The sequence below is a fragment of the Paraburkholderia sp. CNPSo 3076 genome (assembly GCF_026343935.1).
Taxonomy (GTDB): Bacteria; Pseudomonadota; Gammaproteobacteria; order Burkholderiales; family Burkholderiaceae; genus Paraburkholderia; species Paraburkholderia nodosa.
Genome location: NZ_JAPMAL010000006.1, coordinates 127,781 through 143,413 on the forward strand (window position 1 = coordinate 127,781; position 15,633 = coordinate 143,413).

The 15,633-nt window shown below is 64.2% G+C and carries 12 protein-coding genes; 9 read left to right on the top strand and 3 right to left on the bottom strand.

Features of this window, described 5'->3' with window-relative positions; translation table 11 throughout:
* Position 1 precedes the first annotated feature (1 nt).
* Together betB and betI are read right to left on the bottom strand one after the other, a co-directional pair.
* Positions 2-1,471, bottom strand: a complete 1,470-nt coding sequence (gene betB / locus M3A49_RS09090) for a betaine-aldehyde dehydrogenase (protein ID WP_266228398.1) — start codon at positions 1,469-1,471, stop codon at positions 2-4.
* A gap of 19 nt (positions 1,472-1,490) precedes the next feature.
* The gene (gene betI / locus M3A49_RS09095; RefSeq protein ID WP_266228399.1) at positions 1,491-2,105 is read right to left on the bottom strand and encodes a transcriptional regulator BetI; all 615 of its coding nucleotides are present in this window, start codon (positions 2,103-2,105) and stop codon (positions 1,491-1,493) included.
* Between the two features lie 346 nt (positions 2,106-2,451).
* Between betI and M3A49_RS09100 the strand changes: the two genes are divergently transcribed.
* From M3A49_RS09100 to fdhA, 8 genes are all read left to right on the top strand, one after another.
* Positions 2,452-3,594: a porin gene (locus tag M3A49_RS09100; protein ID WP_266228401.1), complete on the top strand. Its 1,143-nt coding sequence runs from the start codon at positions 2,452-2,454 to the stop codon at positions 3,592-3,594.
* Positions 3,595-3,797: 203 nt separating this feature from the next.
* The gene (locus M3A49_RS09105; RefSeq protein WP_254357646.1) at positions 3,798-5,183 is read left to right on the top strand and encodes an L-serine ammonia-lyase; all 1,386 of its coding nucleotides are present in this window, start codon (positions 3,798-3,800) and stop codon (positions 5,181-5,183) included.
* Positions 5,184-5,221: 38 nt separating this feature from the next.
* Complete coding sequence (locus M3A49_RS09110; protein WP_266228402.1) at positions 5,222-6,466, top strand: sarcosine oxidase subunit beta family protein; 1,245 nt, start codon at positions 5,222-5,224, stop codon at positions 6,464-6,466.
* A gap of 14 nt (positions 6,467-6,480) precedes the next feature.
* Positions 6,481-6,783 carry a sarcosine oxidase subunit delta gene (locus M3A49_RS09115; protein WP_266228403.1) on the top strand — a complete coding sequence of 101 codons (303 nt, stop codon included), beginning with the start codon at positions 6,481-6,483 and terminating at the stop codon, positions 6,781-6,783.
* Positions 6,780-9,788: a sarcosine oxidase subunit alpha family protein gene (locus M3A49_RS09120; protein WP_266228404.1), complete on the top strand. Its 3,009-nt coding sequence runs from the start codon at positions 6,780-6,782 to the stop codon at positions 9,786-9,788. The genes M3A49_RS09115 and M3A49_RS09120 overlap by 4 nt, the downstream gene beginning before the upstream one ends.
* Complete coding sequence (locus M3A49_RS09125) at positions 9,778-10,413, top strand: sarcosine oxidase subunit gamma (protein ID WP_266228405.1); 636 nt, start codon at positions 9,778-9,780, stop codon at positions 10,411-10,413. Before M3A49_RS09120 ends, M3A49_RS09125 begins: the two co-directional genes overlap by 11 nt.
* A complete protein-coding gene (locus M3A49_RS09130) occupies positions 10,410-10,907 on the top strand; it encodes a dihydroneopterin aldolase (protein WP_266228406.1) in 498 nt (165 codons plus the stop codon). Before M3A49_RS09125 ends, M3A49_RS09130 begins: the two co-directional genes overlap by 4 nt.
* Before the next feature lie 175 nt (positions 10,908-11,082).
* Complete coding sequence (gene fdhA, locus M3A49_RS09135) at positions 11,083-12,279, top strand: formaldehyde dehydrogenase, glutathione-independent (protein ID WP_028206297.1); 1,197 nt, start codon at positions 11,083-11,085, stop codon at positions 12,277-12,279.
* A 583-nt stretch (positions 12,280-12,862) separates the two neighbouring features.
* On the opposite strand, the gene M3A49_RS09140 is transcribed toward fdhA, so the two are convergent.
* The gene (locus tag M3A49_RS09140; RefSeq protein WP_266228407.1) at positions 12,863-13,888 is read right to left on the bottom strand and encodes a GlxA family transcriptional regulator; all 1,026 of its coding nucleotides are present in this window, start codon (positions 13,886-13,888) and stop codon (positions 12,863-12,865) included.
* A 455-nt stretch (positions 13,889-14,343) separates the two neighbouring features.
* On the opposite strand from M3A49_RS09140, the gene M3A49_RS09145 reads away from it, so the two are divergent.
* The gene (locus M3A49_RS09145) at positions 14,344-15,627 is read left to right on the top strand and encodes a serine hydroxymethyltransferase (protein WP_266228408.1); all 1,284 of its coding nucleotides are present in this window, start codon (positions 14,344-14,346) and stop codon (positions 15,625-15,627) included.
* Positions 15,628-15,633: the final 6 nt, after the last annotated feature.

Below are 15,633 nucleotides of genomic sequence, written 5' to 3' on the forward strand. Positions count from 1 at the left end.
CTCAGAAAACGGGCTGATACGGTCCCAGTTCCACCTGGACGGATTTGATGCGCGTGTAATGCTCGAGCGTGGTGATGCCGTTTTCGCGGCCGACGCCCGACTGCTTGTAGCCGCCCACGGGCATTTCGGCAGGCGACTCGCCCCACGTGTTGATCCAGCAGATGCCGGCTTCGAGCCGATGAATCACGCGGTGCGCGCGCGAGAGATTTTCGGTCACGACGCCGGCGGCCAGGCCGTAAAGCGATTCGTTGGCGCGTGCGATGACTTCGGCTTCGTTGGCGAAGGCGAGAATGCTCATCACCGGGCCGAAGATTTCCTCCTGCACGATGCGCATGTCGTCGCGGCAACCGGAGAACACAGTGGGCTGCACGTACTGGCCGCGCGCGAAATCGCCCTTCGTGAGGCGCGCGCCGCCCGCGAGCAGCCGCGCGCCTTCGCGCTTGCCGCTTTCGATAAAGCCGAGCACCTTGTCGAGCTGCGCGGCGCTGGCGAGAGGGCCGAAGTTGGTGGCGGGATCGGTGGGGTTGCCCACGCGGATGCGCTTCACGCGTTCGAGCACCCGCGCCTCGAACGCGGCAATCACCGATTGATGGACGAACACGCGCGTGCCGTTGGTGCAGACCTGGCCGGCGCTAAAGAAGTTGGCGGTCACTGCGATGTCGGCGGCGCGCTCGAGGTCGGCGTCTTCGAAGACGATGAGCGGCGACTTACCGCCCAGTTCCATCGTGACTTCCTTGAGCGTGGAGCCGCCCGCGGCCGCCATGACCTTTTTGCCCGTTTCGACGCCGCCCGTAAACGAAATCTTCTCGATGCCGGGATGCAGGCTCAGCATGGCGCCGACGCGGCCGTCGCCATGGACCACGTTGAACACGCCGGGCGGCACGCCCGCCTCGATATAGATCTCGGCGAGCTTCGAGGCCGAAAGCGGAGTGATCTCGCTCGGCTTGAAGTTCATCGCATTGCCGGCGGCAAGCGCGGGCGCCGATTTCCAGCAGGCGATCTGCAGCGGATAGTTCCATGCGCCAATGCCCGCCGTGACGCCCAGCGGCTCGCGCCGCGTGTAGACGAACGAGCTTTCGCGCAGCGGAATCTGCTGGCCTTCGAGCGCGGGTGCGAGTCCCGCGTAGTACTCGATCACGTCGGCGCCGGTGGCGATGTCCACACTGCGCGTTTCGGCGATGGGCTTGCCCGTGTCGCTCGTTTCGAGCGCCGCGAGTTCGTCGTTGCGCTCACGCAGCAACTCGACCGCGCGCCGCAGCACGCGCGAGCGCTGCATGGCCGTCATGGCGGCCCAGACGCGCTGGCCGTTACGGGCCGACTGCACGGCGCGGTCGATATCGGCGGCGCTCGCGTGCTGCACCGTGGCGAGCCGCGTGCAGGAGGCGGGATCGTAGGTGTCGAATGTTTCGCCGCTGGTGGCGTCGGTATAGGTGCCGTCGATGAAGAGGCGTTGCAGGGGAAAGAGGGGCATCGATTGGCTCCAGGCCGGGTTATTTGGCCGACTTGCCTGAGCGCGGCTTGGCGCGCGCTTCGAGCAGCAGGTCGATGTAGTCGTTGGCCACGCGCAGCGCGGCCTTCGTGTCGAACGGTTCGCCCGTGAGTGCCCCGCGCAGCCAGAGGCCGTCGATCAAGGCGGCGAGTCCGCTTGCGGCGCGCCGGGCCGCGGCGCCCGGCAGCACCTTTTCGAATTCCGCGCAGAGGTTCGAATGGAGCCGCCGCGTGTTGACGCGCTGCAGCCGGCGCAGCGCGGGCTGATGCATGCTCTCGGCCCAGAACGCGAGCCACGTCTTCATGACGGGTGCGTTCACCTGCGAGACGTCGAAATTGGCCGCGACGATGGCGCGCAAGCGCGCGCGCGGCTCGTCTTTCGCTGCGAGACGACGCCGTAGCGTGGCCTCCCAGAGGTCGTGCAGCACGTGGCGCATGGTGGCTTCGAGCAGACCGTCCTTACCGCCGAAATAGTGACTGACAATGCCAGTCGAAATCTTCGCATGCTGCGCGACGGTGGCGAGCGTCGTGCCGGAGAGACCCGACTCGTCGATCGATTGCAGGGTGGCGTCGATGAGTTGCGCGCGGCGCACGTCGCGCATTCCGATCTTGGGCATGGTCATTCCGGGCGATTCGGGGAGGTTTCCACTCTAGGTATTTTTTATTGAATGTTCAATCAATAAAAACGTAGAAATGGCGGGATCGGCGGATTTTACAAAGTCCGCGTCGGATTACCGATGATCGCATCGCCGGAACCCCTCGCGAGGCCCGCCGGATAACGGATTTCGCCTGTTTTGCAGGGGTTTTTCTGTGGCTGGCGTGTCGCGTTAGCGCCAGCGCGTGTCGTGTCTGCGCAAGTCGGGCGAGATTTGGACTTGTACGTTTTGATCCACCGCGCAAGGCGTCACGCGTTGCCGGCGCGGCCCGACAACCTGTATCGCCAGACCAGAGAGACCCGACACCATGAGAAAACTGAATGCGGTGGCACTGAGCGGCATCGCGGTGACATTGAGCGCTGTCTCGACCGCGAGCCATGCCCAAAGCAGCGTCACCCTGTACGGGATCATCGACGCGGGCGTGACCTACGTGAGCAATGCGGGCGGCTCGCATCAAGTGAAATTCGACGATGGCATTGCGCAGGCAAACCGCTGGGGCCTCAAGGGCACCGAGGATCTCGGCGGCGGGTTGAAGGCCGTGTTCCAGCTGGAGAGCGGCTTTCACCTCGGCAACGGACAGATCGCCAACGGCGGCTCGCTTTTCGGCCGCCTCGCTTATGTCGGACTCCAGAACGATTGGGGAACGCTCACGTTCGGCAATCAGGCCGATATGACACAGGAGTTCGTCTACCTCTACAACGTCACGGCATGGGCGAGCGGCTACGCAATCAACCAGGGCGACTTCGACCGCATGAACGGCGACCATCTGCCGAACGCCGTGAAGTTCATGTCGAACACGTTCGGCGGATTCCAGTTCGGCGGCATGTACTCGTTCAGCAACACGCCCGGCGACTTCCACACCGGCAGCGCCTGGAGCGTAGGCGCGCAGTACCAGAACGGCCCGTTCGCGATCGGCACCGCCTATACACAGCTGAACAACCCATCGGGCATCTACGCGTTCGACCCGTACAACATGATCGGCGTGCGCACGTTCTTTGGCAGGCCGACCGTCAGCGTCGATCCGGCCACCGGAGCGGTGAGTTCGCTCTATTCGGAGACGCCGTTCCCCGTGGACAAGCAGGCCACCTTCGGCGCGGGCGCGAGCTACGCCATCGGCGACGTCACGCTCATGGGCGCTTTCACGTACACGCAGATCAAGGCATTCGGCGAGAGCGAGCACATGCAGGTGGGCGAAGGCGGCGCCAACTGGCAGGTGACGCCCGCGTTCAGCGTGGCGGGCGGGTATCAGTACACCCACTTCGACGGCCACCACTGGAACCAGCTTTCGGCGGGCCTGCATTACCTGCTTTCGAAGACCACGGACGTCTATCTCTCGGGCGACTGGCTCAAGGCCTCGCAGGGGGTGGACGCGGTGATCGGCTACAGCTTCACGCCGTCTTCCACCACGACGCAGGCCGACGTGCGCGTTGGCTTGCGGCATTCGTTCTGAGCGGGCAGGCGGGTGTTTTTCCGCCGCAAAACTTCGGGAAAACCCCCGGTTAAACGCTGGCGAAACGTCCGCCGGCGTCGCCCGAAACCCTGGCTGGCGAGGCCGTCCAACGGCGATGGCGTTTTTGTTCTATCGGCTGCCATGGCCTCTTTGGTCTACTTGCATCCAAGCTCATCCATGCGCTCAGCGCGAAGGGAAGTCAGATGAACGTCAGCGTTTTCGACCTGTTCAAGATCGGAATCGGTCCGTCCAGCTCGCATACGGTCGGCCCGATGGTTGCCGCGTGCCGCTTCGCGTCCCATATCGAGGACGCCAATCTGCTCGCCTTTGTGCGCCGCGTCAAAGTCGAGCTGTATGGCTCGCTCGGCGCGACGGGCAAGGGCCACGGCACCGACAAGGCCGTGCTGCTCGGCCTCGAAGGCAACTTGCCCGACTCGGTCGATCCCGACCAGATCGAGCCGCGCCTCGCCGCCATGCGCCGCGAGAAGTCGCTCGTGCTGCTCGGCAAGCAGACCATCCGCTTCGACGAAAAGGAGTGCATCGGCTTCTTTCGCAAGACGATGGGCGGCGCGAACACGCTCCACCCGAACGGCATGCGTTTCCAGGCCTTCGACGAAAACGGGCAGCTGCTCGTCGAAAAAGAGTACTACTCGGTGGGCGGCGGTTTTGTCGTGAACCGCGACGGCGACCGCGTGAACGGCGTGCGCAGCGGACGCGAGGTGCCGTATCCGTTCCGCACCGGCGACGACCTGCTGCGCGTGTGCAAGGAGAGCGGCCGCTCGATCGCCGAAGTCACCTTCGCGAACGAGTGCGCGGCACGCTCGCCGGAGGAAGTGCGCGAAGGGCTGCTCGTGATCTGGCGCGCGATGGCCGCCTGCGTGGAGCGCGGCTGCAAGATGCATGGCGAGCTGCCCGGCCCGATGCATGTGAAGCGCCGCGCCGCCGATCTCTCGGTGCATCTGCGTTCGCGCTCCGAGGAGTCGCTGCGCGATCCGCTTTCGATGCTCGACTGGGTCAATCTCTACGCCATGGCCGTGAACGAAGAGAACGCGGCGGGCGGCCGCGTCGTCACGGCGCCCACGAACGGCGCGGCGGGCGTGATTCCCGCGGTGCTGCACTACTACGTGAAGTTCGTGGCGGGCGCAAACGAAGACGGCATTGCCAACTTCCTGCTCACGGCCGCGGCCATCGGCATCATCTACAAGGAAACGGCGTCGATCTCGGGTGCGGAAGTGGGCTGTCAGGGCGAAGTGGGCGTGGCGTGCTCGATGGCCGCTGCGGCGCTTGCTGCCGTCATGGGCGGCACGCCGGGCCAGGTGGAGAACGCCGCCGAAATCGGCATGGAGCACAACCTCGGCATGACCTGCGACCCGGTGGGCGGGCTCGTGCAGATTCCCTGCATCGAGCGCAACGCGATGGGCGCGATCAAGGCACTCAACGCCGCGCGCATGGCGCTCAAGGGCAACGGCGAGCATTACGTCACGCTCGACAACGTCATCAAGACGATGCGCGAAACGGGTGCCGATATGAAGACGAAATACAAGGAGACGTCGCGCGGTGGTCTCGCCGTGAACGTCATCGAGTGCTAACGGAAGCTAATGGTAACGCGCAACAAGGGGTCTGCGAGATGAGCCGCTATTCGATATTCAGTCTGTTCCGCAACGGGTTGTCGTATCACGAGAACTGGGAGCGGCAGTGGAGAAGCCCGGAGCCGAAGAAGGAGTACGACGTGGTGATCGTCGGCGGCGGCGGGCATGGTCTCGCAACGGCCTATTACCTCGCGAAAGAGCACGGCGTGAAGAACGTCGCGATCCTGGAGAAAGGCTGGATCGGCGGCGGCAATACGGCGCGCAACACGACCATCGTGCGTTCGAACTATCTGTGGGACGAGTCGGCGGCGCTCTATGAAAAGGCGATGAAGCTCTGGGAAGGGCTCTCGCAGGACCTCAACTACAACGTGATGTTCAGCCAGCGCGGCGTGATGAATCTCGCGCACACGCTGCAGGACGTGCGCGACACCGAGCGCCGTGTGAATGCGAACCGCCTGAACGGCGTGGACGCGGAATTCCTCACGCCCGGGCAGATCAAGGAAATCGAGCCGACCATCAACCTGAACAGCCGTTACCCCGTGCTGGGCGCCTCGATCCAGCGCCGTGCGGGCGTGGCGCGCCACGACGCCGTGGCATGGGGCTTCGCGCGCGGCGCGGACCAGCACGGTGTGGACATCATCCAGAACTGCCAGGTGACGGGCATTCGCCGCGACGGCGCGCGCGTGACCGGTGTGGATACGTCGAAGGGTTTCATCAAGGCGAAGAAGGTCGCCGTGGTGGCGGCGGGCAACACCACGACGCTCGCGGACATGGCCGGCGTGCGCCTGCCGCTGGAAAGCCACCCGCTGCAGGCGCTGGTGTCGGAGCCGATCAAGCCGGTCGTGAACACCGTCATCATGTCGAACGCAGTGCACGCCTATATCAGCCAGTCCGACAAGGGCGATCTCGTGATCGGCGCGGGCGTGGACCAGTACACCGGTTTTGGCCAGCGCGGCAGCTTCCACATCATCGAGGGCACGCTGCAGGCCATCGTCGAAATGTTCCCGGTGTTCTCGCGCGTGCGCATGAACCGGCAGTGGGGCGGCATTGTCGACGTTTCGCCGGACGCCTGCCCGATCATCAGCAAGACCGATGTGAAGGGTCTCTATTTCAACTGCGGCTGGGGCACCGGCGGCTTCAAGGCGACGCCGGGCTCGGGCTGGGTGTTCGCGCACACCATTGCCAAGGACGAACCGCATCCGCTCAACGCGCCGTTCTCGCTGGACCGTTTCTATACCGGCCATCTGATCGACGAACACGGCGCAGCCGCTGTCGCGCACTAAAGAGAGACCACAACATGTTGCTGATCGAATGCCCGTGGTGCGGTCCCCGCGCCGAAGTCGAGTTCACGTGCGGCGGAGAAGCCGACATCGCGCGCCCGCTCGAGACCGACAAACTCACCGACGAGGAATGGGGCGACTACCTCTTCATGCGTCACAACCCGCGCGGCGTGCACAAGGAGCAGTGGCTGCACGCGCAGGGTTGCCGCCGCTGGTTCAAGGCGACGCGCGACACCGTCACCTACGAGATTCAGTGTTACGAGACCTTCGGCGCAGCAGATGAGGCGCAAGGCAACAAGCAAGGGAGCACGCAGCGATGAGCCAGAAGAACCGCCTTGGCGCCGGTGGGCGCGTGAACCGCGCGATTCCGCTGAACTTCACGTTCAACGGCCGCACGTATCAGGGCTTCCAGGGCGACACGCTCGCCTCGGCGCTGCTCGCCAACGACGTGCATTTCGTCGCGCGCAGCTTCAAGTACCACCGCCCGCGCGGCATCATGACGGCGGACGTGGCCGAGCCGAACGCCATCGTGCAACTCGAGCGCGGCGCGTATACGGTGCCCAATGCGCGCGCGACCGAAGTCGAGTTGTATCAGGGGCTCATCGCGACGAGCGTGAACGCCGAGCCTAGCCTCGAAAACGATCGCATGGCGATCAACCAGAAGTTTTCGCGCTTTCTGCCGGCGGGCTTCTACTACAAGACCTTCATGTGGCCGCGCAAATGGTGGCCGAAATACGAGGAAAAGATTCGCGACGCCGCGGGTCTCGGCAAGGCGCCCGAAGTGCGCGACGCCGACCGCTACGACAAGTGCTTCGCGCATTGCGACGTTCTCGTGGTCGGCGGCGGCCCCGCCGGTCTCGCGGCCGCGCATACGGCGGGCGCAACCGGCGCACGCGTGATTCTGGTGGACGACCAGCGTGAACTGGGCGGCAGCCTGCTGTCGTGCAAGGCCGATATCGATGGCCGTCCCGCGCTCCACTGGGTCGAGAAGATCGAAGCCGAACTCAAGCAGATGCCCGACGTGAAGATCCTGTCGCGCAGCACGGCTTTCGGCTATCAGGATCACAATCTCGTGACCGTTACGCAGCGTTTGACGGAGCATCTGCCGGTGTCCACGCGCCAGGGGACGCGCGAGCTGTTGTGGAAAATCCGCGCCAAACGCGTGATTCTCGCGACGGGTGCGCATGAGCGTCCCATCGTGTTCGGCAACAACGATCTGCCGGGCATCATGCAGGCCTCGGCGGTATCGACTTATATCCATCGCTATGGCGTGTTGCCGGGCCGCAATGCGGTCGTGTTCACGAACAACGACGCGGGCTACCGTTGTGCGCTCGACCTGAAGGCATGCGGCGCGACCGTTACGGTCGTCGATGCGCGTACGCAGGGCAATGGCGCATTGCAGGCCGCCGCGCGCCGCCAGGGCGTGAAGATGATGTACAACGCCGCCATCAACTGTGCGCACGGCAAGCAGCGCGTGAGTTCAGTCGATGTGGTGGGCTACACGAACGGGCAAGCCGGCGCGCAGCAGGCCACGCTCGCATGCGATCTCGTTGCCGTGTCGGGCGGCTTCAGCCCGGTACTGCACCTCTTCGCGCAGTCGGGCGGCAAGGCGCACTGGAGCGACGCGAAGGCGTGCTTCATGCCGGGCAAGCGCGTGCAGGAGGAAGTGAGCGTCGGCGCGGCGGTGGGCGAATTCGGCCTTGCCCGCGCGCTCACGCAGGGTGTGGACGGCGGCATCGACGCGGCGAAGTCGCTCGGCTTGCCGATCAAGCGGCCCGCTGTGCCCAGGGCCGCCGAGGTCGAGGAAACGCCGCTGCAGGCGCTGTGGCTCGTGGGCAGCCGCAAGGATGCGGCGCGCGGGCCGAAGCAATTCGTCGACTTCCAGAACGACGTATCGGCAGCGGACATTCTGCTCGCCGCGCGCGAAGGCTTCGAGTCGGTCGAGCACGTGAAGCGCTACACGGCCATGGGCTTCGGCACCGACCAGGGCAAGCTCGGCAATATCAACGGCATGGCGATTCTCGCCAGCGCGCTCGGCAAGACGATTCCCGAAACGGGCACGACGACGTTCCGCCCGAACTACACGCCCGTCACGTTCGGCACGTTCGCGGGGCGCGAATTGGGCGACATGCTCGACCCGATCCGCAAGACCTGCATTCACGAGTGGCACGTGCAGCATGGCGCGGAATTCGAGGACGTGGGCAACTGGAAGCGCCCGTGGTACTACCCGAAGAGCGGGGAGAATCTGCACGCGGCCGTGAAGCGCGAGTGTCTCGCGGTGCGCAACAGCGTCGGCATTCTCGATGCTTCCACGCTGGGCAAGATCGACATCCAGGGGCCCGACGCCGCGAAGCTGCTCAACTGGGTCTATACGAACCCGTGGCTCAAGCTCGAAGTGGGCAAGTGCCGTTATGGCCTGATGCTCGACGAAAACGGCATGGTGTTCGACGACGGCGTGACGGTGCGCCTCGGCGAGCAGCACTACATGATGACGACCACCACGGGCGGCGCGGCGCGCGTGCTCACGTGGCTCGAACGCTGGCTGCAGACCGAGTGGCCCGACATGAAGGTGCGTCTCGCTTCCGTCACCGATCACTGGGCGACCTTCGCCGTGGTCGGCCCGAAGAGTCGCAAGGTGCTGCAGAAGGTGTGCAAGGACATCGACTTCGACAACGCCGCGTTCCCGTTCATGTCGTATCGCAACGGCACCGTCGCAGGCGTGAAGTCGCGCGTCATGCGTATCAGCTTTTCGGGCGAGCTGGCCTATGAAGTGAACGTGCCGGCCAATGCAGGCCGCGCCGTATGGGAAGCGCTGATGGAAGCCGGCGCCGAGTTCGACATCACGCCGTACGGCACGGAAACGATGCACGTACTTCGCGCGGAGAAGGGCTACATCATCGTGGGCCAGGACACGGACGGCTCGGTCACGCCTTTCGACCTCGGCATGGGCGGTCTCGTCTCGCAGACGAAGGACTTCCTCGGCCGCCGCTCGCTCAAGCGCTCGGACACGGCCAAGGAGAACCGCAAGCAGTTCGTCGGACTGCTGACCGATGAAGCCCAGTATGTTCTGCCCGAAGGCGGCCAGATCATCGCGCCCGATGCGCAGGCGCGCTCCGACGGCACGACGCCGATGATCGGCCACGTGACGTCGAGCTACTACAGCCCGATCCTGCAGCGTTCCATTGCGCTTGCGGTCGTGAAGGGCGGCTTGAACAAGATGGGCGAACGCGTGGTGATTCCCATGGCCGATGGCCGGCGCGTGAGCGCGCAGATCGCGAGCCCGATTTTCTACGACACGGAAGGAGTGCGTCAGCATGTTGAATGAAACGAAAGACCCCCTGCCGGTCGCGGAGCGCGTCGTCGGCGTGCGCCTGGAGTCGCCGCTCGTAGGCGCAGCGGACCTGGTCAAGGCGCAGGAGGGACGCGCCTCGAAAGCGTTCGCCATGCGCGAATTGCCGTTCCGCGACCTCGTGAACGTGCGCGGCGAACTGAGCGATCCGGCGTTCGTCGCGGCGTTCGCCAGCGTCGTGGGCTGCGAGCCGCCCGCTGCGCCGAACACCGTCGCGCGCAGCGACCATTACGACACGCTTTGGCTCGGACCCGACGAATGGCTCGTGCGCTCACTCGCGCCTGTGCAAACCGGCATGCTCGAAGCGAAGCTCACCGCCGTGCTCGGCGACGCCTATGCGGCGGCCGTGGACATCGGCAGCGGCAACACGGTGATCGAGATCGAAGGCACGCGAGCACGCGACGTGCTCTCGCGCGGCTGCCCGCTCGACCTGCATCCGCGCCTCTTCAAGCCCGGTCAATGCGCGCAGAGCGTGTATTTCAAGGCTTCGATCGTGCTGATTCCCACGGGTGAGGACCGCTTCGAGATCGTCGTGCGCCGCAGTTTCGCCGATTATTTCTGCCGCATCATGGTCGACGCCGCAGCGTCGGTCGCGCCATGAAGATCGTCGATGCAGCGTTCGAGCCGGCGCTCGGCGCGCTGGGCGCAATCGGTGCGCTCGGCGCTCACGACGAGTCGCGCGGGCGCGGCTGGAGCGTATTCGTCGAAGCGTTGAGCGTGCCGGCGCGCATCGGCATCTATCCGCACGAGCACGGCTCCCCGCAGCCACTCGTGATCGACGCGCAACTCGGTTACCGCTGCATGCCGCGCGAAAAGAACGCGACGGGTGAAGCGGGCGACTGGATCGACTACGACGGCTATTGCACGCGCCTTGCCGACTTTCTCGGGCGCAAGCCGCACACGCGGCTGCTCGAAACGCTGGTGGCGGACATGGCGGCGTTCTCGTTTCGCGAATGGCCCGCGCTGGAAACGCTCAGGCTCGCGGTGCACAAGCCGAAGATCCGGCCGGGCACGCGGCGCGTGGGCGTGGCGCTCGATTGGACACGCGCCGACTATCGGCAATGGATACGGGCTGACGGGGGCGGGCAGCCATAGCAGGCAGGACGCGTAGCCCGATGTCGGCGCAAAGCAAGGGCGCGTCGCTTTTTGCACATCGTCGGATGTGGCGCTCAGGCTACGCTCGAAGCATCGTTGACTTGCGCGGAGTCCGCGCGAGGCAGCGCCATCTAGTGAGCAGCATTGCGAGCTGCATCGAACAGGAGACAGCGAGATGAGCGGAAATCGAGGCGTCGTGTATCAAGGGCCGGGCAAGGTCGAGGTGCAGAAGATCGCGTATCCGAAGATGGTCGATCCGAGCGGGCGCTCGATCGGCCATGGTGTCATTCTGAAGGTGGTCAGCACGAATATCTGCGGCTCGGACCAGCATATGGTGCGCGGTCGCACGACGGCGCAAGTCGGTCTCGTGCTGGGCCACGAAATCACCGGCGAAGTGGTGGAGGTGGGCAACGACGTCGAAACGCTGAAGATTGGCGACCTCGTTTCCGTGCCGTTCAACGTGGCTTGCGGGCGCTGTGCGATGTGCCGCGAGCAGCACACCGGCGTTTGCCTGAACGTGAATCCGTCGCGCGCGGGCGGCGCTTACGGCTACGTCGACATGGGCGGCTGGATTGGCGGCCAGGCCGAATACGTGCTCGTGCCGTATGCCGATTTCAACCTGCTGAAGTTTCCGGACCGCGACCAGGCCATGTCGAAGATCCGCGATCTCACGTGCCTCTCCGACATTCTGCCGACGGGCTATCACGGCGCGGTCACGGCGGGCGTGAAGCCGGGATCGACCGTCTATATCGCGGGCGCGGGTCCGGTGGGGATGGCGGCTGCGGCTTCGGCGCGCTTGCTCGGCGCGGCCTGCACGATCGTCGGCGACATCAATGCCGAGCGTCTCGCGCATGCGAAGGCAATGGGCTTCGAAGTGGTCGATCTTTCGAAAGACGCGACGCTCGGCGAGCAGATCGAACAGATACTCGGCAAGCCGGAAATCGATTGCGCCGTGGATTGCGTGGGCTTCGAAGCGCACGGGCATGGCGCTTCAGGTCACTCGGAAGAAGCGCCGGCCACGGTGCTCAATTCGCTGATGGAAATCACTCGGCCTGCGGGCATGATCGGCATTCCGGGGCTGTACGTGACCGACGATCCGGGCGCACGCGACGTGGCCGCGCAGCACGGCAGTTTGAGCATCCGCTTCGGCCTTGGCTGGGCCAAGTCGCATACGTTCCATACGGGGCAGACGCCCGTGCTCAAGTACAACCGCAACCTCATGCAGGCGATTTTGTTCGACCGACTGCCGATCGCCAAGATCGTTAATGTGTCGGTTATTTCGCTTGATGAAGCCCCTGAGGGCTACAAGAAATTTGATGGGGGCGCGCCGCGGAAGTTTGTGATTGATCCGCATGGGTTGTTGGCGGCATAGGTTTGGTTTTTGGTTTTTGGTTTTGGCTTTTGGCCGTTTTTTTGGGTTGCCTTGTTTTCGCGTCGGTATGCAGGCGTTGCCCCTGTGCGGGGCGGCACCTCCTTTCTTTGCAGCGGCAAAGAAAGGAGGCAAAGAAAGCCGCTCACACCGCCAGCGCCTGCCACCGTTCACCTCGCACCATTAATGGTGAATGGCTCCGGAGCGTCTGTCACCTCGCACCACCAAAGTGAGTGACAAGGCAGTCATGCATCCCGCTGCTCGCTACGCGCGCGGCGGTCGGGTCTGCATGGAAAACCAGGGGGCGTTGCCAGGCTTCGCGAGAATGCACGCGGCCCAACGGTTTTGGATTCTGCCCTTCGGCGCGCGGAGCGCCGCCGGAAGGATTAGCGCCTTGTCACTCCGTTTGGGAGCGAGTGGCGACAGACGCTCCGGAGCCATTCACCATTTACGGCGAGATGTGAACTGTGGCAGGCATTAGCGGTTTGAGCGGCTTTCTTTTGCCTACTTTTCTTTGCCGCGGCAAAGAAAAGTAGGTGCCGCCCCGCACAGGGGCAACGCTAGCAGACCAGCGCGAAACCAGGTTTCAAACATGAACAGGTGCAGGCACAACAACAGCCGCACCAGGCGAATCCACCCCAGAAAGTGGCGCAACACGCTTGCGCCGTTCCCCAGTAGGCGCACTCCCAAAAGCATCCCGATAGCTCTTGCTAAAGTGACAAGCCGACTGAAACCCGCAAGCCATCGTAATCTGCATAATCGACATATCGGTCTGCAACAGCAACTCACGCGCACGACGCAAGCGCAGCGTCAAATAGTAATGTGTCGGCGTCATGCCGAGATGCTCATGAAAGAGCCGCTGCAATTGCCGCTGTGACATATTCGCAAGACGCGCGAGTTCTTCGCGCGAAAGCGGCTCTTCGATATTGTTCTCCATGAGCGAGATCACTTCGAAGAGTGACTTGTTCGCCGAACCGAGCCGCGCGACGAGCGGCATGCGCTGCTGGGCAGACGTATCGCGTACATGCTCGACAACGAACTGCTCGGCGATCTGCGTCACACGCGCGGTGCCCACACGCGCTGTGATGAGGTGCAGCATCATGTCAAGCGGCGCGACGCCGCCGGTGCACGTCACGCGGTCGCGGTCGATGACGAAGAGCTCCTTGAGAAAACGCGTCGAAGGAAACTCCTCCTTCAGCGCCGACATGTTTTCCCAATGGATCGCGCAAGCATACCCAGCCAGCAGCCCAGACTTCGCCAGCGCATAGGTCCCCGTGCACAGGCTGCCCAGCGCGACACCCATACGCGCGAAGCGGCGCAGCGCGGCGAGATGGGCGGGCGTGGTGGCCCGCTGCACATCGATGCCGCCGCAGACGAACACGATATCGGGCTGCCCCACACATTCGGCCGGGCCGGTGTCGATGGAAAGCCCGTTGCTCGACGCGACCTGGCCGCCCTCCGGGCTGATGATCGACCACCTGTAAAGCGGCTGTCCGCTCAGGTAGTTAGCCATACGAAGGACTTCGATCGCGTTCGTGAACGCGATCATCGTGAAGTCGGGCAGCGGCATGAACGCGAAGTGCGCAAACGACGCTGTGCGATCCGGCAGCATGGGGGACGATTCCTTGTGATCGGTAGCCTGGTGCCCAGTGGAGGCCCGATGAGGCCGGGGGGCTGGCTACGCTACCGCAATTTTCGAGTTTGGCGGGTCCAGTGTGCCATGCGGCAAAACCCTGAGTCATCTGGACAAAAAAGCCCGGACGCGGGAAAAAGGACGAGGGTGCGGGATTGGTGCACTGCGATGCACGATAAATAATTCGGATTGGGAAACATGGGGCACGGCGCACCGTTAGCGGGCGCCAAGCGGAGCCACTTGTGAAAAATGGACGCGGATGGCGGAAAAGGAAAAGAACGCGTCTGAATTTCGACGTTGAGCGCCAATTCGAACGACAAGAATAGAAGCGTCGGTCCCAAGCCGGTCAAGCGGGTTCACAGCCGCTGCAAAACCAGTCGCGACGGGGCCTCCAGCATTGCAGGAAGTCCTTCATTCATCGTCACGGAAGCCCTATGTCGAACACTCAACCTTTCTTTTCGCAAACGCTGGCGCAGCGCGATTCCGCAGTTCGCAGCAGCATCCTGAAAGAACTCGAGCGGCAGCAGTCGCAGGTCGAAATGATCGCGTCGGAAAACATCGTGTCGCGCGCCGTGCTCGAAGCCCAAGGCTCGGTGCTGACCAACAAGTACGCGGAAGGTTATCCGGGCAAGCGTTATTACGGCGGCTGCGAGTTCGCCGACGAGGTGGAAGCGCTTGCCATCAGCCGCATCAAGCAACTGTTCAACGCCGGTTTCGCCAACGTGCAGCCGCATTCGGGCGCACAGGCCAACGGCTCGGTCATGCTCGCGCTCGCCAAGCCGGGCGACACGGTGCTCGGCATGTCGCTCGACGCGGGCGGCCACCTCACGCATGGCGCCAAGCCGGCGCTGTCCGGCAAGTGGTTCAACGCCGTGCAGTACGGCGTGAACCGCGAAACCATGCTGATTGATTACGATCAGGTCGAAGAACTCGCGCAGCAGCACAAGCCCAGCCTCATCATCGCGGGCTTTTCCGCGTATCCGCGCGCACTCGACTTCGCGCGCTTTCGCGCCATCGCCGACTCGGTCGGCGCGAAGCTGATGGTGGATATGGCGCATATCGCGGGCATCATCGCGGCGGGGCGTCATCAGAACCCCGTCGAGCACGCGCACGTCGTCACCTCCACCACGCACAAGACGCTGCGCGGCCCGCGCGGCGGCTTCGTGCTGACCAACGACGAGGAGATCGCGAAGAAGATCAACTCGGCTGTGTTCCCCGGCCTCCAGGGCGGCCCGCTCATGCACGTGATCGCGGGCAAGGCGGTCGCGTTCGGCGAAGCGCTCGAAGCCAGCTTCAAGACCTATATCGACAGCGTGCTCGCTAATGCGAAGGCGCTGGGTGAGGTGCTGAAGGCGGGCGGCGTGGACCTCGTGACGGGCGGCACCGACAACCATCTGCTGCTCGTCGATCTGCGGCCCAAGGGCCTGAAGGGCAATCAGGTCGAGCAGGCGCTGGAGCGCGCCGGCATCACCTGCAACAAGAACGGCATTCCGTTCGACGCCGAAAAGCCCACGGTCACCTCGGGCATTCGCCTCGGCACGCCCGCGGGCACGACGCGCGGCTTCGGCGTGGACGAATTCCGCAAGATCGGCCGCCTGATTCTCGAAGTGTTCGACGCGCTGCGCGCGCATCCGGAAGGCGACGCCGCCACCGAGCAGCGCGTGCGCCGCGAGATCTTCGCGCTGTGCGAGCGCTTTCCGATCTACACGCAAGCCTGATTCTAC